This window comes from Staphylococcus sp. MI 10-1553 (assembly GCF_010365305.1).
Taxonomy (GTDB): domain Bacteria; phylum Bacillota; class Bacilli; order Staphylococcales; family Staphylococcaceae; genus Staphylococcus.
This window is the reverse complement of the sequence record NZ_CP048279.1, coordinates 1,373,483-1,397,876: the sequence shown is the minus strand read 5'-3', so window position 1 is coordinate 1,397,876 and position 24,394 is coordinate 1,373,483. Positions and strand designations below refer to the sequence as shown.

Sequence of the window (24,394 nt, the reverse complement as noted above, 5' to 3'; positions counted from 1 at the left end):
CTATAATTATATAGATAATTCTTCAGTTAAACCTAACATACGTTGGTTAATTTGACGTTCTGATGTGTTGAAAATCTCATCAAAATTAGTCGCAACTAAGCGGTTGTCTTTAATTCCGACACCTTTAGCCGTTTCGCCGTTAAGTAAAAGCTCAACAGCATAGCCCCCTAAACGTGATGCAAGTACACGGTCTGCACCTGTTGGGCTACCACCACGTTGAATATGACCGAGAACAGATACGCGTGCATCAACATTAATATATTTTGTTAATTCTGATGCGCACATATCACCAGTCATACACCCTTCTGCAACGATGATGATAGAATGCTTTTTACCTCTATCGATACCGTGTTGAATTTTTTCAGCGATATCTTTAATATCTGTTTCTGTTTCGGGTAAAATGATTGTTTCAGCGCCTACAGCTAAACCTGACCATAATGCCAAGTCTCCGCAGTCACGGCCCATAACTTCTATGATAAAAGTGCGTGCGTGGCTTGAAGCAGTATCTCGGATTTTGTCCACAGATTCAATAATTGTATTTAACGCTGTATCAAAACCGATTGTAAAATCAGTACCATTAATATCGTTATCAATTGTACCTGGAATACCTATCGTTTGAATTTCTTTACATTCTTCACTAATACGTTGTGCACCACGGTAACTTCCGTCACCACCAATAACGACTAAGCCTTCAATTCCATGCTTTCTAAGGTTTTCAATCCCTTTTTGGCGTACTTCTTTTTCTTTAAATTCTGGGCAACGTGCTGAATATAAGAAAGTACCCCCGCGTTGAATAATATCGCCAACTGAACCTAATTCGAGTTTGCGAATATCGTCATTGATAAGACCTTGATAACCTTGATACACACCATAGACTTCAATATTGTGATAAAGCGCTTTTCTTACAACTGCTCGAATTGCTGCATTCATCCCCGGAGAATCTCCGCCACTTGTTAAAACTGCAATTTTTTTCATGTAGACATACCCTTTCTTGCATAGTTGTTATGTTAAAAATACCACAATTTCATTGCGCATTCCATCAAAAAAAGATACAAAAACAAATGAAAACGGTTTATTCAAATGAATTCATCAATCCGCCATATTTCACGTTTTCATAGCACTTTCATTCAATTGTAAAAGCAATTTAAAACACACTCTGTTGCATCTATGCTGTATAATTGATATACCCCAAAATGAGCATTTTAAGATTTTTTGATATTATTCAACTAAAAATTCAAAAAATTGTTCAATAGTGATTTTCAACTAACAACCTTGCTTATTTCTTCACATACTATTATAGATGACGCAACAATTTTTGTATATCATTATTGAATATGACGATTCATTACAATATTGAAAGTAATGAACAGTGTAGGATATACCTATTTAGTGCATTCATTAACTAACCATATGACCTGACTGCCCTTTCATCATACAGTTAAATTAAAAAGATAATGGTCTCTTTAATCAAATCAATCGTATCCAAAAAAATAGTATGAAGCCTCATTATTCAAAGACTTCATACTATGCTTTTTACGCACACTTATTCAACAAACGCACCGATATTACGAAATTTTTCAAAACGATCTTCTTTAATATCAGCAGGTGTCATATGTTCAAACGATGCTAAATGCTTTGTAAACTTTTGCTTAATGCGTTTCGCTAACATCTCAACGTCGTGATGCGCACCACCTAAAGGCTCTTTCACCACTTCGTCAATAATGTTCAATTCTAGTAAATCATAAGCCGTAATTTTCATCGTTTCTGCAGCAATTTTAGCAAGAGAACTGTCTTTCCATAAAATACCAGCAGCGCCTTCTGGTGAAATGACAGAATATGTACTGTTTTCTAACATCAATAAACGATTGCTCACACCAAGGCCTAATGCGCCACCGCTTCCACCTTCACCGATAACAATTGAAATGACAGGCACTGTTAAACCTGCCATTGAAACGAGATTACGTGCAATCGACTCACTTTGACCACGTTCTTCGGCAGCTTTACCTGGATACGCTCCTTTCGTATCAATGAACGTAAAAATAGGACGGTTAAACTTCTCAGCTTCTTTCATCAATCTTAACGCTTTACGATAACCTTCAGGATGCGCCATACCGAAGTTACGGTAAATATTATCTTTCGTATCTTTACCGCGTTGTTGGCCAATCACTGTCACAGGTTGACCATTGAAATACGCTAATCCCCCTACAATTGCAGGATCATCTCTAAAGTTACGATCGCCATGTAATTCGATAAAATCATCAAAAATGTATGGAATATAGTCTAGCACAGTTGGTCTTTCAGGTAATCTTGCTATTTGAACACGATCCCACGGTTTTAAGGAAGTGTAAATTTTCTCTTTTTCTGTTTGCAATGCGGCTTCAAGTATTTCGATTTCATCTGACAAATCGACATCATTTTTCGCTTGCGTTTCTTTCAATGATTCAATTTTAGTTTGTATATCTTGAATCGGTTTTTCAAAATCAAGCATTACTTTTCCACCTCACGATGCATATCAAATAACGTCGCTAACGTTTTCTTCATTTCACTACGATGCACAACTTTGTCGAGCTGACCATGTTCTAATAAAAATTCAGCCGTTTGGAAATCATCAGGTAATTTTTCATTAATTGTCTGCTCGATGACACGTCGTCCTGCAAATCCTATTAAGGCTTTCGGTTCTGCCAAGTTGATATCTCCTACTGATGCAAAACTTGCAGATACGCCACCTGTTGTCGGATGCGTCATATAGGAAATGAATAACAGACCCGCATCAGAATGTCTTTCTAACGATACACTTGTTTTAGCCATCTGCATGAGAGAAATGATTCCTTCTTGCATACGTGCCCCGCCTGATGCTGTAAATAAGACGAACGGGAGTCGCTCTTCTGTACAATAATCGACAATACGACAAATTTTTTCACCCACTACGGAACCCATACTTCCCATTCTAAATCTTGGGTCCATGACGCCAATACCAAACTTAATGCCATTGAGTTCTGCAGTTCCTGTGACGATTGCTTCATTTAATCCTGTTTTTTCTTGGTCTTTTTCAACCTTTTCTTCATAGCCAGGAAAGTTTAATGGATTTGCAGAGGTCATCCCTTTATCAAATTCTTCAAAAGTTCCATTATCGGCAATTGCTTCAATACGACCATAAGCTGATAATTGAATATGATGATCACAATTAAAACATACATTTAAATTCTCAGTGAGCTCTTTTGTGTACATAATTTTTTTACAGTTTGGACATTTTGTCATTATGCCTTCAGGAACTTCATTTTGTTTCGAATCTTGAACCGTAACATATTTTTTCTTTTTAGAATTACGGTTAAAAAAGTCTTTAAACATCTTTATTACCTCCACTTTTCCATCGGCTATCAATCAAGTTTGTGTTATTTCTTTAAATCTGTGAGTGATAACGTCTTCTCGTATACATCATCTGGATCGACTTCAATACGTGCTACTCCTGATTCCATTGCAGCACGTGCCACTTCTCGCGCTACAGACGGCGCTACACGATAATCGAACGGACCAGGAATAACGTAATCTGGGTTACGCTCTTCATCCGTAATTAAGTTAGCAATCGCTTCAACAGCTGCATGTTTCATTTCTTCATTGATATGTGTCGCACGCACATCTAATGCACCACGGAAAATACCTGGGAATGCCAATACATTATTAATTTGGTTTGGAAAGTCTGAACGTCCTGTACCGATAACTTTAGCTCCTGCATGCTTAGCTTTGTCTGGAGTAATTTCAGGATTTGGATTCGCCATTGCAAAAATAATGGCGTCATTATTCATAGACTGTACCATTTCTTCAGAGAGTGCATCTGCTACTGAAACACCGATGAAAACATCCGCGCCTTCGATGACATCTACCAGTTTTCCTTCGACTTTATCTTTATTCGTCCATTTCGCTACAGTATCTTTCGTTTCATTCATACCATATGGCCGCCCTTCATAAATCGCACCTTTAGAATCACACATAATCATATGACGTACACCGTATGAATAAAGTAATTTAACAATCGCAATACCTGCAGCACCCGCACCGTTAAGCACGACTTTAATATTTGCTAAGTCTTTATCAACAATACGTAACGCATTAACTAAACCTGCCACTGTTACGATAGCAGTACCGTGTTGATCATCATGAAAAACTGGTATTTTCGTTTCTTTTTTCAGGCGTTCTTCAATTTCAAAACAGCGCGGTGCAGAAATGTCCTCTAAATTGACACCACCAAAGTTAGGTTCCACGAGTTTCACTGTACGGATAATTTCTTCTGTATCATTAGTTGCAAGTGACAATGGGAAGGCATCAACGCCTGCGAAACTTTTGAACAGTACCGCTTTCCCCTCCATTACCGGGATACTCGCTTCAGCACCAATATTTCCAAGTCCGAGAACAGCAGTACCATCTGAAATGACGGCTACCATGTTACTTTTCATTGTATAATCGTAAACACGACTCGGTCTTTCATGTATATCTTTACAAGGTTCAGCTACACCTGGAGAATAGGCTAAGCTTAATTCCTCTTTATTCGTTACCTTAACTTTTGGACTAACGGCTAATTTGCCATGATTTTCTTTATGCATTTGCAGTGCATCATCTCTTAAGGACATTCATAATCATCTCCCATTTTCAAATTCCAATTATTTTTTAAGTCCTCTTTTAATCGCCATTATACTATAGCACATTATATCTGCATATCAAAGTCAGGTTTAACGCTTACATCATCGCTTACTCGCGCAAAATACCATCTCATTATAACAAACGGATATGTTCAGGTTCAATCGATTCTAAAAGTGTATCTAAATAGAGATTAGGTTGTATTAAATAACCTTTAAATAGAAATAGATTGTTGCTTTCTTGATATTGATACACGGCGATACTATTGTTCGATGACGTCTGTGTTAAAAATTGTTGTTGGAGTGTATCTGTCATACCTTCTCTAATGACAATTTTACGCGTCTGCTGTCTTTTTTCTATTTCAAAGGCTTCTAAAGTAATCAATCTGTTGATAATCAATTGAAGTTTATCGTTTCTTTTTTCAAACTTGCCCCAAATGATATAAAACTTTGATGTCTCCAAAGTTCCAGTTAACTGCTGATACGTTTTTGGAAATATGACACCGTCTATCGTTGTTATGCCGTCATTTAACTCTACAAATGCCATCTGCTGACCTTGCTTCGTTCGAATGACCCGTACAGCATCTAATGTAATCAGTATCGGCTGGTGCGTTACATGTGCTTGAAGTTGAAAAATACCGAGATATTGCTTTTGCTTAAATGCCTTTTCAACGGGATGCGCAGTTACATAAAAGCCTAAATATTGCTTTTCATAATCACTTAATTGTTGATTCGGCATTTCTTCAGTTTCCGCATATTCTTGTTTGATGGTCGCAACACTGGCAAGAAGATCCGTATCAATACTGACGTCTGTATCTGACACTTTATCAATCGATTGTAATAAGGTCGCGCGATTTTTCCCAAAACAGTCCATCGCTCCTGTCAAGATCAACGCTTCTAATGTGCGACGTGTTCTTAAGCGTCCAGGAATACGATTACAGAAATCAAAGAAGTCTTTAAACGGACCATGTTCACGTCTTTCACTCATAATCGTTTGTACCGTTTGATAACCAACACCTTTAATCGCTCCTAATGAAATATAGACCCCTTCATGCGTCGCAACATAACGCCATTGACTTTTGTTAATATGCGGACCGTGAATCGTAATGTGTTGCTGTTTCGCCTCTTGAATCATCATGTTCGTTTTCGTGTCATTACCAATCACATTGCTTAATATATTCGCGTAAAAATAAGCAGGATAATGCACTTTTAAATAGGTCATGATGTAGGCAATCTTAGAATAACTTACCGCGTGCGCACGTGGAAAACCGTAGTCCGCAAACTTTAATATTAAATCAAAAATTTGACCACTTAACGCCTTGGCATAGCCTTTTTCTTTTGCACCATCAATAAAATGTTGGCGTTCATTTTCAAGGACTTCTCTATTCTTCTTACTCATCGCACGACGTAAAATATCCGCTTCACCGTAAGAAAACCCTGCAAACTGACTCGCAATCTGCATGATCTGTTCTTGGTAAATAATCACTCCGTATGTGCGTTTCAAAATCGGCTCCAAATCTGGATGTAAATATGTCACCTGATTCGGATCGTGACGACGACGAATGTACGTCGGGATTTCTTCCATTGGCCCCGGTCGATAAAGTGACGTCACCGCAACGATATCTTCAAAATGTTCAGGCTGTAATTTTTGTAATACACGTCGCACACCTTCAGACTCGAGTTGGAAAATGCCTGTCGTATCACCGCGAGATAACAGCTCAAAGACGTGAGCATCATCAAAAGGAATTTGTTCAACATCGATGTCGACTTTCAAATCACGCGCCACTTGTTTGATAATTTGATGAATAATCGTTAAGTTCCGCAGTCCTAAAAAGTCGATTTTCAATAAGCCAATTCGTTCTGCTTCAGTCATCGTCCATTGTGTCAGCAAACCTGTCTCGCCTTCAGTTAAAGGGATAGATTGATATAGAGGTTGATCGTTCACAATGACCCCTGCCGCATGCGTCGACGTATTTCGTGGTAACCCTTCTAATCTTTTACAATACTCAAACCACCGTTCATGACGATGGTTGCGATGTACAAACGCTTTGAAACGTTCTTCTTTATAAGCGTCATCCAATGTGACTCCGAGTTTACTAGGAATTAATTTAGACGCTTCACTTAATGTCGTTTCATCAAAGCCCATCACTCGACCAACATCTCGCGCGACTGCTTTCGCAAGTAAATGACCAAACGTCACAATCCCAGCAACACGGTAGTCGCCATACTTTTGTTGGACATAATGAATAACTTTTTCACGTTGCGTATCTTCAAAGTCTATATCGATATCCGGCATCGTCACACGCTCAGGATTTAGGAATCTTTCAAACAGTAAATCATATTGAAGCGGGTCAATTGTCGTGATATTTAATAAATAACTCACTAACGAACCCGCTGAAGAACCCCGTCCAGGACCGACCATGACACCATTTGATTTTGCGTAACGAATTAAATCACTAACGATTAAAAAGTAATCTGCGTACCCCATCTGTGTTATGACATCATATTCATATTTTAAACGTTCACGATATGGCGCTTCTGTCAGCCCAAAATCCGCAAGTGCACGTTCTAACTCTGCCCATAAGTAAGCATTTGCTGAACTACCGTCTGGCGTCACAAATTCAGGTAACAATGCTTGATGATACTCGAGTTTTGCATCGCACATATTCGCAATTTCATCAGTACGTGCGAGCCATTCTTCCGCATACTGCGCCTCATACAATGCATCGACATCATATATATGTTCAGTCGGCGTTTCATACGAATCCACCAAATTGACTTTCGTATTATCACGAATCGCATGTAACACTTTTAACGTATTTTTATCTTCTGCCTTTTCATAATAAGCCACCTGCATCAAAACTTTTGGCAACTCACAATCCTCGGCTGATTGATGGTCGATAAAACATGTTGCTCCGTCAGGCATTTCAGCTTGCCAATGTTTTTCCTGGTTCGTCATCTGCTTAAAAATAACGACAGTATCATTAAACAAATCTTTCTTTTCATAAATGGATACGTGTTGGATACGATTCACTTTAATATCAGATGACAATTTGAATAAGTTTTTCAACCCTTCATTATTTTTAGCAATAACTACCGCTTCTAACACATTCAATTGATCAGTGAGGTAAACGGTTATCCCTAGTAAAGGTTTAATGCCATGCTGAATACACGCATCATAAAACTGCGGCACGCCATACATGACATTTAAGTCGGTAATCGCGATGGCTGAATATCCTAATTCAATTGTGCGCTGAACGGCCCCTTCGATTGTAATGCTTGAATTCAAAAGATCATAAGCCGTATGAATATTTAAATGTGCAACCATCGTTAAGCCACCTTCTTTAACCTGTTATAGTTTTTGGCGTAGTGCTTGAGTAAGTAACTCAAATTCATCCCATGTATTTACAGACACACCTGAAGCATTAGGATGCCCACCACCACCAAAATCAGCCGCAACATCATTAATCGTAATTTCTTTTGAACGGATGCGACAACGAATTTCTTCACCTTCGTCTACCGCAAATACCCAAATTTTCAAGCCTTTTAAATCGGCAATCGCATTCACATACAACGATGCTTCATTCGGCTGGATGTCAAATTTTTCTAACACATCATGCGTAATTTTCACTTGGCAAAAACCATCTTCAAAAAGTTGGAAATTTTGTAGTACATAGCCATGAAACGGCATTAACCGCGGATCCTTTTCACCAAGCTGATTCAATAGACGGTTGTGTTGAATATCATATTGTAGTAACTGACTTGCGATTGTCATCGTTTTCGGCGACGTATTGTTGAAGAAAAAGCGACCTGTATCGCCGACAATACCTAAATATAACGCACTCGCGATTTTGTTGTTCATTAACGCTAAATCATTTGAACCTTGTATGAAATCGAAAATCATCTCACTTGTAGATGAAGCTGTCACGTCAACATCATTGATTTCCGCATATGAATCTACAGGGGGATGATGGTCAATTTTAATTAATGCATTGCCACAATCGTAACGGGCATCGTCAATGCGAGCGGCGTTTGCTGTGTCGCATACAATGACAAGTGCATCATCATATTGCGCATCGTCAATCGTATCAAACGTTCCCATAAATCCAAGTGTCGGTTCTTCCGTTCCAACAGCATATACATTTTTAGTTGGATATTTCGCTTTAAGGTATTCTTTCAATCCAAACTGTGAACCTAACGCATCCGGGTCAGGTCGTACATGACGGTGAATAATAATTGTGTCATATTGTTGAATTTGTTCTTGAATTTCTGGAATAAATTTCATACTCAACGCTCCTTAATGATCTAATAATTGGCACATAATTAATGCTTTTGCAACAGGCTGGTTCGCACTGAACATTGTTACTTCTAACTTCGCAAAATTACGCCCCATATCTAAAATGGTATAATCCACTTCCACTTCACTTTCAATTTGTACAGTCCGAATATAAAAAATATTTAAACTCTCAATCATCACTTCTAACTTTTTATGTTTGCGCATCACAGATTTAATCGTTTCTTCAATGATAGCGACCGATACAGATTTACTCAATGTTCCGAATTGATTCGTCAGTTGCGGTGTTATTTCGACAATGATTTGTTGATTGCGAATCTCAATATGTTTCGCCACTTGATCATTAATCGTTTCACCCACTTGTGGCTGGCGTCCGACAATTTGCATCGCTTTCAGTACATCTTCACGTGAAATAACGCCGACAAGTTGTTTTTGATTCCCCGTAACTGGCAACAATTCAATCCCTTCCCAGATCATCAAATGTGCACAACTCGCAACAGTCGTATTCAGCTGGACACTAATTGCGGGTTTCGTCATCACACGATAAAGTTTTTCATCCAAATCTTTACCGATAATGTCTTTACTTGTAATCAAACCAGCTAATTTGTTTTGACGGTCTACGATTGGAAAACGAGAATGTGACGTTTCTCGGGATTTTTTGCCCACATCTGCAACAGTCATTTCATCGTATAAGAAAGAAGTCTGTTCAATCGGAATAACAATATCTTCAACGACTAAAATCTCTTTTTTAATCATCTGATTGTACATCGCTCTATTAATAATATTCGCAACCATAAATGTATCATAATTGGAAGAAATGATTGGTAGATTTTGTTCATCCGCCATTTTCTTAATTTCGTCCGTCGTATCAAAACCACCTGTAATCAAGACTGCACTGCCACGTTCTAACGCAGCTTTTTGTACATCAAGGCGATTTCCGACAATCAGTAACGTATTTTTAGAAACATAGTTGACGACATTGTCTACCTCCATCGCCCCTATCGCAAATTTAGTCAGCGAATTGAACTGACCGCCTTTACCACCAATTAAATGACCATCTACAATTTTCGCAATTTCTCCAAATGTCAGATGATCAACTTTGGCACGCGCTTTCTTTTCAATACGGACTGTGCCGACCCGATAAATCGAAGCCACTAACCCACGTTGCCCCGCATCTTTAATCGCACGATATGCCGTCCCTTCTGAAACGTCCAAATCTTTCGCAATTTTACGGACTGAAATTTTTTGACCTACAGATAATGATTCAATATGTTTAATAATTTGTTCGTGCTTTGTCATGTATCTCCCTCTATTGTTATGTCATATCACTGAAATGTGTGTGATGCCTCTGAATAAAAGATAGTGATTCATCCTAAAGTAGATACCCCTTGATTGATTTGTGAGCTACTTCTAAATCCCCATATCATCAATTTTATTTCTTTTATTATAACGTTTTTCAAATCGTAATGCGAAGTGATAACCAATAAATGTTTAAGTCCTTTTTAAAGCGGTTAAAATAGTGACGGTTTAAGATGTTCGATGTTAAAACAAATTGTCTCATATGTATTGAATCACTTTTACCGATATTTTTGTTACACTACTTTTAAGGAGGATGATAGAGATGCATCAAAATATTTTACTTGCAGTGGATACAGATTTAAAAAATGCGAAGGCGCTCCAAGAAGTTGTTAAAATTTCAGGCGACAGCTCCGTTGTGACATTGCTCAATATCATCGGAGAACAAGACGTCCAAGCATCTGTCAAAATGGGGACACATTATGAAGAACTTAAACAAATGCGTCACGAACAAATGCAACCGACACGTGACACATTAGAACAAAATGGTTTGCAATATGAAGAAATTATCGAACGTGGCAATCCAAAAGAAAAAATCGTAAACTATGCGAATAGCGGTCAATACGATATCGTCGTACTCAGTAACCGTAAAGCAGAAGCGGCGAAAAAATTCGTATTAGGTAGCGTGAGCCATAAAGTAGCAAAACGCGCCAAAATTCCAGTGTTAATCGTAAAGTAAAATAAAAAATAGCTGACTGACGCAATCCATTCAGTCGACAAGAACTGTATTATTCTTATGCGCAATATCATGAGTAACAATCAATCAAGGGGCTCCGACAAATCAACGTCCAGCCCCTTTTAATTATGTATCAATTTACTTGTGCAGCAAATGCGTTTTAAAACCAATGATCTATATCTGTAAAAGACTTCTTCAGTAGAAAACTTGGTCGTAGTCACACATATTCGAATTGTTTTATAACTAGCATTTTCTAAACTACGCTAAGTTTACGAACCTCAAATAAAAAGACTGTGACAACTATTCTTAAATTTCACCATAACGTTTGACTTATGGCATTTCACTTAGGCGAGACTCCTGAGGGATAAAACAAAAAAGCTAAAATGCGTTTTCTGATGTTAACAGCGGCTACTGTTTAACGCAGTGGCTACCTGATGTCTCAATGCATCCACTTTTGAGAAGTCTAGTCAGCCTTGCGGGGGCAGTATTACGAAATCTTGATTACATATGAGATTTCTGTACTGCTCCCGAAAAACCAATTCGGCTTCCTCAACTGTACATTTTAATCAAGCCAAATTGAGTTGAGCCAAGGTCCCTGGGAACGCGAGCCTAAAAAACATATCCATAAGTCAGACCATACTTTAAGTAAAGAAGAATAGTTTCACAATCTTTCAAATAAATTCTAAATAAATAAAGGGTTGTATCGAAAATCTGTACAAAAACAACCCCTATAGTTCAACAACGCCACCAGGTTTTACAATTTGAACTTCCCCCACATGCACAAGCTTTTTAAACGCTTCTGGATCTTGTTCAATCAATGGGAACGTGTTGTAATGAATTGGAACAGTCAATTTTGGCTGAATGAATTCATTAATCGCATAACTCGCATCTTCAATACCCATCGTAAAATTATCACCAATTGGCACAAAACATACATCAACAGGGTGACAATCAGCAATTAACTTCATATCGCTGAATAAACCTGTATCACCTGTATGATAAATCGTCTTACCTTCTAATTCTAAAATGACACCCATTGGCATACCTAAGTACATTGGAATACCATTATCATCTGTTAAACTTGAACTATGAAACGCTTGAACAAATTTAACGACACCAAAATCAAATGTCCATTTTCCTCCGATATTCATTGGATGCACGTTTTCGATGCCTTGGTTTGTGGATAAATAATTCGCCATTTCAGCTGAGCCAATTACTGTTGCGTTATTACGCTTGGCGATTTCAATCGTATCTCCAAAATGATCTTCGTGACCGTGTGTTAAAATCACGTAGTCTACTTTTAAGTCCTCAATATTTAAATCTGTTTGCCCATTTCCTGTAATAAATGGATCAATAATACCTGATTTCCCATTTGCTTCAAAATATACAGTCGATTGACCATGAAAAGATAATTTCATGTTCGCATCCTCCTTCATCATATGTAATGCAGATTCCTAACTTTATATTAACAGGGTCTTCATCATAAATCTAAAAATTGCGACTACCAAAAGCCCTAAGTTAAAGCGATGTTTCTAATACTTATTTCGAAAAACAAAATAACTTCTGCTAATTTTATTCACTTCATAATTACGATTTAAACATCAAAGCGTATGCACTTTGCATTCTTAAATCAACTGACTTAAAATAAATATGAAGAAATAAAGGAGGCGTTATTATGTCAAAAATAGAACAACTCGTACAAACGTTAAAAGAGCAACAAGCAGATGCGATGTGGGTATCCAATCCTATCAACATCTTCTATTTTACAGGCTATAAATCTGAACCACACGAACGATTATTTGCATTGCTTGTTCGAGCAGACGGCCAACAAATTTTATTCTGCCCTCAACTCGAGGTAGAAGAAGTAAAAGCCTCTCCATTTACAGGTGACATCATCGGATACTTAGACACTGAAAATCCATTCGACAAACACCGTGAAACGTATGGAAAATTATTGATTGAAGAAAATCATTTAACTGTACATCGCTATCACGCACTACAAAATACCTTTTCTGTACATACTTTTGAAGCTGCTGACCCTGTCATTCGTGCGTTACGTAACGTTAAAACAGCAGACGAAATCGATACTTTAAGACAAGCGGCAAAATTAGCGGATAAATGTATGGAAATCGGTGTGGCATTTTTAAAAGAAGGTGTCACAGAACGAGAAGTTGTGAATCATATTGAAAATGAAATTAAAAAATACGGTGTCAATGAAATGAGTTTTGACACAATGGTATTATTTGGCGACCATGCAGCGGCACCACACGGCACACCAGGAGACCGCCAACTCAAAAATAACGAATATGTATTGTTTGACTTAGGTGTCATTTACAACCATTACTGCAGCGATATTACACGTACTGTCGCTTTTGGACAACCTGATGACAAAGCACAAGACATCTACAACATCGTATTAAAAGCAGAACAAACAGCGATCCAACATATCAAACCAGGTGTAACGATTAGCGAGCTTGATGATATTGCACGAGGGATCATTACTGAAGCAGGGTACGGTGACTATTTCCCTCATCGTTTAGGACACGGCTTAGGTCTTGAAGCACATGAATACCAAGATATTTCAAGTACGAATAAAAATCCTCTTGAAGTCGGTATGGTACTGACAATTGAACCTGGAATTTATGTACCGAATGTTGCAGGTGTCCGTATAGAAGATGATATTTTAGTCACAGAAGATGGCTACGAATCACTTTCAGGTTATACGAAATGATTAAAGAAGCTGTTGCATCCTCATTAATAGAAGTTGAAGCTAAACTAAAAGCAGGCGCCAATCGAATTGAACTTTGTGAAAATATGCATGAAAGTGGCACGACACCGAGTTATGGCATGGTTAAAATCGCCAGTGACATGTGCCAAATGTATGATGCAGAACTTGCTGTTATGATTCGACCTCGAGGTGGGTCGTTTGTTTACAATTGGTATGAGTTCGAATCGATGCAAACTGACATTCAACAACTCAAAACGTTACCCGTCGATTATTTCGTGTTCGGTTGTTTGACGGCTGAAGACACATTACATCAGTTTCAAATGCAAACATTGATTCAACTTGCGGCTCCGATACGTGTCGTTTGTCATATGGCATTTGACAGTATTTATCCTGCCGGCCAATCGAAAGCATTACAACAGTTGATTGATTTAGGTGTAACACGATTACTGACGCATGGTGGACCTGCACAATCGAATTTATTTGACAACTTGCTGCAACTCGCCAAGTGGGTTCGACAATCTGAAGGTCAAATTGAAATTATGCCGGGTGGCGGTTTAAATGATGAGAATTTAGATACGTTATTGGAATTATTTCCTTTTCAAGAAGTGCATGGGACACATATTGTAAAAACTTAAATTCATCGTATAATTTGTTTATATATTCGAAAAAAAGACGAGACTCGGGAAACATATTATATCCCTGACTCGTCTTTTTCATATCTTAAAAATGTTTGCTTATGCTTCAGTTAATACTTGCGTCACTGGCGTATAGTCATAATTGAACGCTTCAGCAACAGCTTTATTTGTCACGTAACCATCGAACACGTTTAAACCGTGTGAAAGTGGTACGTTTTCTGTTAATGCACGTTGATAACCTTTATTTGCAATTTGTAATGCATATGGTAATGTCGCATTATTTAAACCGATTGTTGACGTACGCGGCACTGCGCCAGGCATGTTTGCAACGGCATAATGAACGACACCGTGTTTAATATAAGTTGGATCGTCGTGTGTCGAAATTTTATCTGTCGTTTCGAAAATACCGCCTTGGTCAATCGCGATATCAACCACTACAGAACCAGATTTCATTTTCTTAATCATATCTTCAGTGACTAATTTCGGTGCTTTTGCCCCCGGAATCAAGACTGCCCCTATAACAAGGTCACTTTCTACTACATGTGATTCAATGTTTAAAGGATTTGACATAATTGTATGCACGCGACCATCAAAAAGGTCTTCAAGTTCTTGTAAACGTTTCGGATTCACATCAAGAATCGTTACATCTGCGCCAAGCCCTAAAGCAATGCGCGCCGCATTTGTCCCAGCTTGACCTCCACCGATAATTGTCACTTTACCTTTTTGTACACCCGGAATTCCTCCAAGTAAAATACCTATACCCCCATTGAAGCGTTGTAAAAATTGTGCCCCAATTTGTGTAGACATACGTCCTGCCACTTCGCTCATTGGTGTGAGTAAAGGTAACGAGCGATCACCAAGTTGTACCGTTTCATATGCGATAGCTACAACTTTTTTGTCGATGAGCGTTTTTGTTAATTCAGGTTCATTTGCCAAGTGAAGATATGTGAATAAAATGAGTCCCTCTCTAAAGTATCCATATTCTTCTTTTAATGGCTCTTTAACTTTGAGCACCATGTCGACATCCCAAACATCATCTTGACTATTAACAATGGTTGCCCCTGCTTGAACATAATCCGTGTCTTCGAAATAAGAGCCCTCACCTGCTGTTGTTTCAACTAACACTTCATGTCCAGCTTCTACAAGTGCATGTACACCACTTGGGGATAAGCCGACACGATTTTCATTATTTTTAATCTCTTTCGGAATTCCAATTCTCATACTCCTTGCACCTCCAAAATTAATCATAACGTATACAACATGTAAGCGCAATCATAACAATTTTTGATTTTTTAGTTCATATAAATTTCACTTAAATTTGGAAATGATATGTTATAATAAAGGTGAAATAAGAAAGGGGTTTTAGCCATGTATATGTACAAAAATATTTTAATTGCTGTTGATGGTTCTCATGAAGCGGAGTGGGCATTTAACAAAGCAGTTGCAGTTGCAAAGCGTAATAATGCCAAACTGATTATCGTGAATGTCATCGATTCAAGAACTTACACATCTTTTGAAGTTTACGATTCACACTTCACTGAAAAGTCTAAATCATTTGCAGAAAAATTGTTGGATGGCTACCGTCAAGTGGCACAAGATGAAGGCATTCAAAATGTGGAAACACGCTTAGAATTTGGATCACCTAAATCTGTACTTCCAAAATTAGCAAGTGACGAAAATTCAGATGTTGACCTTGTGATGTGTGGTACTTCAGGCCTTAATGCGGTAGAACGTTTTATCGTAGGTTCGGTATCTGAAGCCATTGTACGTCATTCAGCATGTGATGTATTAGTTGTACGTACTGAGCAAATTCCAGAAAACTTTGAACCAAAAGTAGCAACAGACGAACTACTGAAAGATTTCAGCATTTAATTAAACCCTATATCGAACATTCGAATGGAAATGGGACATAAAATTTTTGATGCTATTCTTGCAGCGTTTTATTTAACTTGCCATGTTCCTGTCCCTCCTTCCTTCATGAGTAACAAAGAGGCTTGGAAATTCGCTTTCCTTGTCTCTTTGTTACTTATTTACTGACGCTCCCCTTTTTTACACCTACAAAAAAACAAACCGTACAAGTCGCGAATATATCGCAACTCATACTGTTTGTTATCTTACGCAATTTCAAGCTTAGCCTTCTAACTCACCAAAAGTCATAACGTCGCGTGCAATCATCACTTCTTCATTTGTAGGGATGACTAATACTTTTACAGGTGAATGTGGGTAGTTGAGCTCAGCTTCTTTGCCGCGTAAAGCTTCATTTTTACGTGGATCCCAATATACACCCATAAATTCTAAACCTTCTAATACACGAGCACGAACTGCATCTGAATTTTCACCTACACCAGCAGTAAAGATAATCACATCTACACCATGCATACGTGTTGCATATGAACCCATGTATTTGTGAATACGTGATGCGAATACTTCTAACGCTAACTCTGCACGTTCTTCTCCATTTTTCGCATCGCCTTCGATATCACGTAAATCTGAAGACGTTCCAGTGATACCTAATAAACCTGATTCTTTATTTAAAATATTAAGTACTTCATCAGCCGTTTTACCTGTTTTCTCCATCAAGAATGGAATTAATGCAGGGTCAATATTACCTGATCGTGTACCCATTGTCACACCCGCTAATGGTGTAAAGCCCATGGACGTGTCGATTGATTTACCGCCATCGATTGCAGCAATTGAAGCACCGTTACCAATATGACATGAGATAATACGTAATTCTTCAATTGGTTTACCTAACATTTCAGCTGCACGTTGCGATACATATTTATGGCTCGTGCCGTGGAAACCATATTTACGGATACCATATTTTTTATAGTATTCATAAGGTAAGCTATATAAATATGCTGATTCAGGCATTGTTTGATGGAATGATGTATCAAATACAGCAACATGTGGAATTTCAGGAAGCAATTTTCTAAATGCTTGAATACCCATTAAGTTTGCTGGGTTGTGAAGTGGTGCTAAGTCTGTTAATTTTTCAATATCTTTAATCACTTCATCAGTAACTAAAGCAGACTCAGGGAATAATTCGCCACCATGTACGACACGATGACCTGTACCATCGATTTCGTTAATGTCATTAATCACGCCATGTTTTTGTAAACTGTCTAACATCATGTTTACCGCTTGTTCGTGATCTTTAATATCTTGTACTTCTTTGATTTTTTCACCATTCACTTCAATTGTGAAAATCGAATCCTTTAATCCAATACGTTCAACTAAACCTTTAGTGATTAATTTTTCTTCTGGCATTTCGATTAATTGAAATTTCAATGACGAACTACCAGCGTTAATCGCCAAAATTAATTTTGACATGTCAACGGCCTCCAATATATATTTTATTCACATCTATTTAACCATTAATACAGTTTGATTTCAAGAGTGTAACAGCCTAATTTTTAGGTTGATTTTGTGACAACCAAGTTTTAAGTTCGGATAAAAATTGTTGGAAGTTTTGCGGGTTTTTAAAATCTGGAATATTAGCGAGCAAAACTTCTACAGGCTTCGTCACATTCTGTTCTTTACGTTGCAAAATGAGAATCGATTTTTGTGCACGTTCACTTTTAAATAATGTTTTCGGCAAGTTCAGAAAAGCTTGCATTTCTGTTTCTGTAGCAATAAAATTTTCCAACTGTTTTACATAGTCGCCTTCAAATAGTTGACTCGGCACAACGAGAAAAACGTACCCTGATGGCTTCGCGGCTTCAATTGCTTGTTCGATAAATAAGTGGTGTGCAAAACTGTGTCCCTCATCAAAACCTAACTGTAGCTGTTCACTACGCGTATCATTCGGGTAATATCCAATTGGCAAATCACCAATGACAACATCCGCACCATCAAAAGGTAATGGCATGATAGCATCTTGAGGATACACATCAAATGGAATTTCTAAAAAGTTAGCAAGGTGTACACTCACTCTAGAAAGTACTGGGTCAACTTCAACTAAATGATGCATGATTGTATAGTCTGTCATCACTTCATGAACAGTAGCGCTTAAATGCCCTGTACCGCTGCCTAAATCTGCAATATGCAATTCTTTTGTGCCCTCTTTAAATTGCGACACTAAAAAACCTAAAATAAGTCCAATAGAATCGGGAGTAATTTGATGATTGGCTTGTATTTCTTCTTTATGCAGTTGATTCAAATACGCAAATTGAAATGCTTTTCTTCTATCTTGAAGTGTTGCTTGTTCTAATAAATCACGCTCAGACGTATAAAGTTGTTCCATTGCCAAGCCCAAGTTCTCAATAAAGCTTTGACCATTTTCTTCATTTAATTTTTGTGTTCTTTTATCGAGTTGATGGAATAATGTCTCCATAATAGAGGTGCTTTCAGTCATCATTCATCATCCTTTCATAAAAATAAGGGAGCGCTTCAGAAGCACACGTTACAAATGTGGCTTCTGAACCTCCCTTTGTTCATTTCATCAGCATTCATTGATTGACATGTTAACAGAGATATGACGTGCCAGAAAAAACATGTTAAAAGTAGGTTAATTCTGATATACCGAATCTCCACTTAACTTGGTCATTCATCATCAATTAAATGTTGCGATAAGCTTCAAGTGCTGCTTCAAAGTTAGGAAAATCCGTACCCTCTGCTACAATCTCTTTATATACGACCTTATTATTTCCGTCTAATACAAATACTGAACGTGCTAATAATTGTAAACCGTCCATAATCACACCGTAGTTTTGACCAAATGAACGACTTTGATAATCACTTAATGTAATCACGTTGTCTAATCCACTTGATGCACACCATCTTTGTTGCGCAAATGGTAAGTCCATAGAAATGGTTAATACATAACCATCTTCAGTACTTGCTTCTTCATTGAACTTACGTGTTTGTTGATCACATACACCTGTGTCAAGAGAAGGAACAACGTTGACTAATTTTTTCTTGCCCTCATATGTTGCAAGTGTTACAGGTTGTAAACTATTGTCTACTACCGTGAAATCTGGAGCTTGCTCCCCAACGTTAACTTCTTGACCTAATAATTCAACAGGTTTTTGTTTAAATGTAATTTGTGCCATCAATAGTGCCTCCCTTAAATAGATTACTTGACTATTATATCGCGTTAATAGCTTGTAATCACGTCATATACCTTCAGTTTCTTTAATATAATGAAGGTATTTATTTTTAACGACGACTGTATCCGCAAAGTAATCATGCACACCGATATGTTTAGGCGTGAACAGTACAGCTAAGTATGGCAAACCGAAAAAGACATTCGAAATGATACGGCCGACCCATTCTCTCATTAATACATCTGACCAGTTCAATCGCGTTAAATTTCGATGATACACTTTAATGCCGAGAATCATTTTGCCGACTGTTTGTTGAAAGTATTTCGTCATCAATACAAAGTAAGCAAAATAAATGAGTACATCTAGAATATGTCCTACGCTAAATTTGTCAATCCATAATTTCCAGCTGTCAATACCTGTCAGTCCATAAATAGGGTTTAAAACGATTTGTGTTACACCCCATAATATCGCAAGGTCAATGATATAACTTAAAAACCGTCTGCCGAAACCTGCATAGAAAAACGCATCCAGTTCATACCGATGTTTGTCAATCGTTTGAGTTGCACGTCCTTCTGCCTGATGACCATTCACTGGTCGCGAAATCTCTAGGCGGGGTTGAGACGGATTATAGTTAAATTCATTTGAATGTTGCATCTCAATCACCTACCCTTCATATTTGTACATTGGTCGTGTTTGTGAATCATTATTAATAATTGATTTCACATCTTTCAAATCTGCACGCAAACCATTAATGAATGATTTCATACCTAAAAAGCTCGTTAAACTACTTTCTTCAGCATCGAACGTAATAATTTCTGGGTTGTCAACTTTAATCGCTTTCTTTAAGTCTTTTAAAGCTTTATCTTTATAACCAATAGCGTCAATCAAACCATTACTTTTCGCTTGTTGCGCACTATAAATACGTCCATCTGCTAATTCACGCACTTTTGACTCGGACATATGACGCCCCTCTTTAACGACATTGACAAATTGATCGAAACTATCTTTATTGATAGACTGTAAAATCTCTCTTTCTTCGTCTGTCATTTTACGAGAACTACTTAAAATATCTTTATGTGCACCCGATTTAATCGTGTTTGTTTTAATGCCTAAGTTGTCCAAAAGCTCTGAATAATCTTTTGACTCAGAGATGACACCAATTGAACCTGTTAAAGATTGAGGGCCTGCATAAATTTTATCGGCTGGCGCTGAAATGTAGTAGCCACCAGATGCCGCTAAATTTTCCATTTGGACGTAAATCTTTTTACCTGAATCTTTTACTTCTTTTATTTTTTGATAAAATTCATCACTCTCATATGTACCGCCTCCTGGGCTATTGACGCTGAGCAGCACACCTTTGATGGAATCATCATTTTTAATCGTTTCAAGTTGTTTTAAAGCCGCTTGATGATTATAACCTGCGCCACCACCGAAAAGGCTACCGCTCGCACCTGTGTCGATAATTTCACCTTCTACGACAATTTCTGCAATCTTTTTATTGCTATCGCCCTCTTCAAGAACGGTACTTGTCGCTTCCTCAGTGGTATTAAAATCTCCACTCATAAAAGAGGATACAACTGATGTCATGGCACTCATTAAAATACCGCCTAGTACGATGACGCTTGCTAATATAATCGCTATGATCCTTTTTGACATAATCAACTTCCTTTCGAATGTTTTTCAAATTTATCATAACAAAAAATATAGTCTTTAGGTCAAATAACTGTAAGAAATCATTTGAAATTTAAAGTAGAGCGTAAAGCAAAAATTTTTAAACGACACTCATCTTAGGTACATGCAATCGTTCCCTGGTTAATGTGTAGAGATGTAATCCCATACATTTTTTAAAATAAGAACGACAGTGACGATAACAAATAAAATTCTGACATAACCGACACCTTTTTTGAGTGCAAACATGGCACCAGCATAAGAACCCGCAATCATACTAACGCCCATGATTAACCCATAAACGTAATCGACACGGCCTAAATAAATAAACAATAGTAACGCGCCTAAGTTTGAGGCAAAATTCAATACTTTCGCATTCCCAGCAGCACTTAAAAAATCAAAGCCTAATAATAAAAAGACGAAGAGCAGAAATGATCCTGTCCCGCCACCAAGAAAACCATCATAAAAGCCGATGACAACAATGAGGCACGTAAATAACACCATTTTGTATAAATGGAACGTGGTATATGTACGAATACTTCCCCATTCTTTTTTCAATAACGTATAAATGAGAACAATTGACAAAACTACAATCACAAGTGGCTTTAAAAGTTCAGCAGGCAAATAAACAGCTACGATTGCACCTAAAATCGAGGCAATAAAGGATAAAGGGAACAGTTTAACAACAATAGGTAGATCCACTTTACCCGAACGAATAAAACGAATCGCACTCGTCAAAGATCCGAATGCGCTCGCTAATTTATTCGTCCCTAATGCAGCAGCGGGTGGCATACCAATGGCAAGCAATGCGGGGATTGATATTAAACCGCCACCACCAACCACAGCATCAATAAATGCCGCTAAAAAGCCTAAACCAATGATAATTAAAATTAGCGTCCCATCCCATTCTATGATCATTGTTTATCCCCCTTTTAGAACAAGTCATCATCCCATGCGTTTTGTTCATTTTGATGGATTTGATAGTTTTTATCGATCACCATCGTTTCAATATTGTCTACCGCTCTATCAATCATCTCTTCAAAATCAAAACCAGATTCATATTGCAATACTTTTTCAAATTGCGGTTCTGTCACTGGGTTTTTTGGTGTAAAAATCGTACAACAATCTTCATATGGTTGAATAGAAGTTTCAAACGTGCCAATATCTTTTGCCTTTTTCACAATTTCTTCTTTATCTAATGACAATAGCGGACGTAAAATTGGCGTGTTCGTTACTGCATTAATCGCATACATACTTTTCAATGTTTGACTGGCTACTTGTCCTAAGTTTTCACCGTTCACAATAGCGTCAGCCTCAATTTGATGCACGACTTTATCCGCAATTCTTAACATCATGCGACGTGTTGAAGTCATCGTATAACGTTCATGCACAACTTTATGAATTTGTTTTTGCACTTCTGTGAACGGTACAATGTGTAAACGTATCGAACCGACTCTTTCAGCCATAATTCGCGTCAGTTCAATCACTTTTTCTTTCGCTTTTTCACTTGTAAATGGTGGACTATGGAAATGAATCGCTTCAATCGTCACACCACGACGCATCACTTCCATCCCTGCAACCGGTGAATCAATACCACCTGATAACATTAACAGCGCCTTCCCTCCTGTCCCGACTGGTAAGCCACCAATCGCTGGAATAATGCGGTCATACATATAAATCGCATCAAGGCGGACTTCAACTTTAATTTCATGGTCAGGTTGGCGAACATCCACGTGGAGTGATTCATTACTTTTAAGTACTTCGCCACCGACCATACGTTGAATCGCAAATGTTTCATATTCGAAATTTTTGTCAGAACGTTTGACTTCAATTTTGAAACTGTCTCCTGCTTCATAATTTTGAGCGAATAATCGAGCGTGTTCATACACCGCATCCATCGATTTTTCTAATTTTAAGACCGGACTAATCGAATGCACACCGAACACTTTCGAAATACGTGTCATCATTTCTTCAATATCTGCTTCTGACTCTACTTGAATATACATACGGTCACGATTCGCCTTCACTTCATACCCTTTTAATGGCATCAATGCGCGTTTTACATTGGAACGCAACTGGCTGACAAATGTTTTACGATTGCCACCTTTTAAGGTTAATTCTCCGTAACGTACTAATATATGGTCATAAATCATTTTTCTAACAACTCCTCAACTTCTCTATATACTTGATGAAACGATGCTTTAAACGTCTCAATATCTTGCATTGTCGTATGTCGGTCAAATGACAAACGAATACTTCCTAAAATACGCGACACAGAAATGTTCATCGCTTTTAATACTTCATTGACATTTGAATGTTTGGATGAACATGCACTCGTCGTCGAAATCATAATCCCTTGTTTCGAAAAGGCATTGACTAATACTTCACCACGTACACCTGGGAATGCCACATTTAAAATATGTGGAGATGCATCAACCGGCGAATTAATCACGACACCTGGATAATCTTGAATCATCTCACGCAATGCAGTTGTAAATGTCGATAACGTTTGTATTAAGGCGACACGTTGATCTTCTGCCAATCGAATGGCTTTCGCTAACGCAACATCACTTGCGACATTGACCGTCCCACTACGCAAACCAAATTCTTGACCACCACCTTGAATCATCGGATAAATTTGATGTAAGTTTTTTAAAATGAGTAAACCTTGACCTTTCAATCCATTAAACTTGTGACCGCTCAACGATATACTGTCAATCCCATTCATTTGAATCGGCCATTTCCCAAGTGCTTGCACCGCATCAACATGAAAATGCACTTTCGGATAAGGTTTTAAGCTTTCAACAATCTCTTCAATAGGTTGAATTTGCCCCATAATATTATTCACTTGCATGCACGTCACCAAAACTACATCATTGGATAACAGTGACTTGAAATGGTCAATGTCAATACGCCCCTCAGCTGTCACATTGACATACTTTAATATAAAACCTTCTCGTTCAAGTTCACGCATGACTTCTAATACAGACGGATGTTCGAGTAACGACGTGATTATTGTGCGTCCAAAATGTTTTTTCTGATGTGCTGCCCCTTTTAAAGCCATATTATTCGACTCTGTTGCCCCGCTTGTAAAAATGAGCGTTTCATCATTTAATTTCAGCGTCGTTTTAATTTGGTCTCTCGCATTTTGTAATAAACGTTCAACTTCTTGCCCTTTTTCATGCGGACTATTCGGATTATAGAAAAACTTCTCGTTCACTTTCATAAAACTCGATAACACGGATGAATCGGGTTTCGTTGTCGCTGCGTTATCAAAATATAACATGTGCAGACTTCCTCTCTTTAAATATCATTTTACATTGTACTATAAGTCGTGGGTTTGATGTCATATCCATTC

21 protein-coding genes are annotated in these 24,394 nt (G+C 37.8%); 4 read left to right on the top strand and 17 right to left on the bottom strand.

Translation table 11 applies throughout. The annotated features are described in order from the left end of the window. Positions 1-6 precede the first annotated feature (6 nt). The 7 genes from pfkA to GZH82_RS06445 all read right to left on the bottom strand — a co-directional run bounded on the left by pfkA (position 7) and on the right by GZH82_RS06445 (position 10,224). A complete protein-coding gene (gene pfkA / locus GZH82_RS06475) occupies positions 7-975 on the bottom strand; it encodes a 6-phosphofructokinase (protein WP_162681789.1) in 969 nt (322 codons plus the stop codon). Positions 976-1,543: 568 nt separating this feature from the next. Further along, positions 1,544-2,488 (bottom strand): acetyl-CoA carboxylase carboxyltransferase subunit alpha, encoded by a 945-nt coding sequence (locus tag GZH82_RS06470; RefSeq protein ID WP_162681788.1) that lies wholly within the window; start codon positions 2,486-2,488, stop codon positions 1,544-1,546. Beyond that, positions 2,488-3,348, bottom strand: a complete 861-nt coding sequence (gene accD / locus GZH82_RS06465; RefSeq protein WP_162681787.1) for an acetyl-CoA carboxylase, carboxyltransferase subunit beta — start codon at positions 3,346-3,348, stop codon at positions 2,488-2,490. Before accD ends, GZH82_RS06470 begins: the two co-directional genes overlap by 1 nt. 44 nt (positions 3,349-3,392) lie before the next feature. Further along, positions 3,393-4,625: an NADP-dependent malic enzyme gene (ystJ, locus tag GZH82_RS06460; RefSeq protein ID WP_162681786.1), complete on the bottom strand. Its 1,233-nt coding sequence runs from the start codon at positions 4,623-4,625 to the stop codon at positions 3,393-3,395. A 142-nt stretch (positions 4,626-4,767) separates the two neighbouring features. Beyond that, positions 4,768-7,959: a DNA polymerase III subunit alpha gene (locus tag GZH82_RS06455; RefSeq protein ID WP_162681785.1), complete on the bottom strand. Its 3,192-nt coding sequence runs from the start codon at positions 7,957-7,959 to the stop codon at positions 4,768-4,770. A 24-nt stretch (positions 7,960-7,983) separates the two neighbouring features. After that, a complete protein-coding gene (locus GZH82_RS06450) occupies positions 7,984-8,916 on the bottom strand; it encodes a DHH family phosphoesterase (RefSeq protein ID WP_162681784.1) in 933 nt (310 codons plus the stop codon). A gap of 12 nt (positions 8,917-8,928) precedes the next feature. Continuing rightward, entirely contained in the window at positions 8,929-10,224 is a 1,296-nt protein-coding gene (locus tag GZH82_RS06445; protein WP_162681783.1) for a DRTGG domain-containing protein, read from the bottom strand. A gap of 322 nt (positions 10,225-10,546) precedes the next feature. On the opposite strand from GZH82_RS06445, the gene GZH82_RS06440 reads away from it, so the two are divergent. Further along, positions 10,547-10,960 (top strand): universal stress protein, encoded by a 414-nt coding sequence (locus GZH82_RS06440; RefSeq protein WP_019165097.1) that lies wholly within the window; start codon positions 10,547-10,549, stop codon positions 10,958-10,960. Positions 10,961-11,685: 725 nt separating this feature from the next. Here the strand turns inward: GZH82_RS06440 and GZH82_RS06435 are convergent. Then, positions 11,686-12,375 carry a metal-dependent hydrolase gene (locus tag GZH82_RS06435; protein WP_162681782.1) on the bottom strand — a complete coding sequence of 230 codons (690 nt, stop codon included), beginning with the start codon at positions 12,373-12,375 and terminating at the stop codon, positions 11,686-11,688. A gap of 257 nt (positions 12,376-12,632) precedes the next feature. On the opposite strand from GZH82_RS06435, the gene GZH82_RS06430 reads away from it, so the two are divergent. Together GZH82_RS06430 and GZH82_RS06425 are read left to right on the top strand one after the other, a co-directional pair. After that, positions 12,633-13,688, top strand: coding sequence for a M24 family metallopeptidase (locus tag GZH82_RS06430; protein ID WP_162681781.1), 1,056 nt, complete (start codon positions 12,633-12,635; stop codon positions 13,686-13,688). Continuing rightward, positions 13,685-14,320 carry a copper homeostasis protein CutC gene (locus GZH82_RS06425; protein ID WP_162681780.1) on the top strand — a complete coding sequence of 212 codons (636 nt, stop codon included), beginning with the start codon at positions 13,685-13,687 and terminating at the stop codon, positions 14,318-14,320. Before GZH82_RS06430 ends, GZH82_RS06425 begins: the two co-directional genes overlap by 4 nt. 99 nt (positions 14,321-14,419) lie before the next feature. Here GZH82_RS06425 and ald read toward each other — a convergent pair whose 3' ends face one another. Continuing rightward, the gene (ald, locus tag GZH82_RS06420) at positions 14,420-15,541 is read right to left on the bottom strand and encodes an alanine dehydrogenase (protein ID WP_162681779.1); all 1,122 of its coding nucleotides are present in this window, start codon (positions 15,539-15,541) and stop codon (positions 14,420-14,422) included. A 147-nt stretch (positions 15,542-15,688) separates the two neighbouring features. On the opposite strand from ald, the gene GZH82_RS06415 reads away from it, so the two are divergent. After that, the gene (locus GZH82_RS06415) at positions 15,689-16,192 is read left to right on the top strand and encodes a universal stress protein (protein WP_014613665.1); all 504 of its coding nucleotides are present in this window, start codon (positions 15,689-15,691) and stop codon (positions 16,190-16,192) included. A gap of 258 nt (positions 16,193-16,450) precedes the next feature. Here the strand turns inward: GZH82_RS06415 and GZH82_RS06410 are convergent, their stop codons facing one another. The 8 genes from GZH82_RS06410 to GZH82_RS06375 all read right to left on the bottom strand — a co-directional run bounded on the left by GZH82_RS06410 (position 16,451) and on the right by GZH82_RS06375 (position 24,322). Beyond that, positions 16,451-17,653: an acetate kinase gene (locus tag GZH82_RS06410; protein ID WP_162681778.1), complete on the bottom strand. Its 1,203-nt coding sequence runs from the start codon at positions 17,651-17,653 to the stop codon at positions 16,451-16,453. Positions 17,654-17,729: 76 nt separating this feature from the next. Next, complete coding sequence (locus GZH82_RS06405; RefSeq protein WP_162681777.1) at positions 17,730-18,677, bottom strand: class I SAM-dependent methyltransferase; 948 nt, start codon at positions 18,675-18,677, stop codon at positions 17,730-17,732. 202 nt (positions 18,678-18,879) lie between these two features. Next, positions 18,880-19,374: a thiol peroxidase gene (gene tpx / locus GZH82_RS06400; protein ID WP_162681776.1), complete on the bottom strand. Its 495-nt coding sequence runs from the start codon at positions 19,372-19,374 to the stop codon at positions 18,880-18,882. 63 nt (positions 19,375-19,437) lie between these two features. Further along, positions 19,438-20,022, bottom strand: coding sequence for an RDD family protein (locus GZH82_RS06395; protein ID WP_162681775.1), 585 nt, complete (start codon positions 20,020-20,022; stop codon positions 19,438-19,440). A gap of 9 nt (positions 20,023-20,031) precedes the next feature. Continuing rightward, the gene (gene sppA, locus GZH82_RS06390; protein ID WP_162681774.1) at positions 20,032-21,024 is read right to left on the bottom strand and encodes a signal peptide peptidase SppA; all 993 of its coding nucleotides are present in this window, start codon (positions 21,022-21,024) and stop codon (positions 20,032-20,034) included. A gap of 156 nt (positions 21,025-21,180) precedes the next feature. Beyond that, complete coding sequence (locus GZH82_RS06385; protein ID WP_162681773.1) at positions 21,181-21,954, bottom strand: TSUP family transporter; 774 nt, start codon at positions 21,952-21,954, stop codon at positions 21,181-21,183. A gap of 14 nt (positions 21,955-21,968) precedes the next feature. Further along, on the bottom strand, positions 21,969-23,189 hold the full coding sequence (thiI, locus tag GZH82_RS06380) for a tRNA uracil 4-sulfurtransferase ThiI (RefSeq protein ID WP_162681772.1): 1,221 nt from the start codon (positions 23,187-23,189) through the stop codon (positions 21,969-21,971). Then, positions 23,186-24,322, bottom strand: coding sequence for a cysteine desulfurase family protein (locus tag GZH82_RS06375; RefSeq protein ID WP_162681771.1), 1,137 nt, complete (start codon positions 24,320-24,322; stop codon positions 23,186-23,188). The genes thiI and GZH82_RS06375 overlap by 4 nt, the downstream gene beginning before the upstream one ends. Between the last annotated feature and the right edge of the window lie 72 nt (positions 24,323-24,394).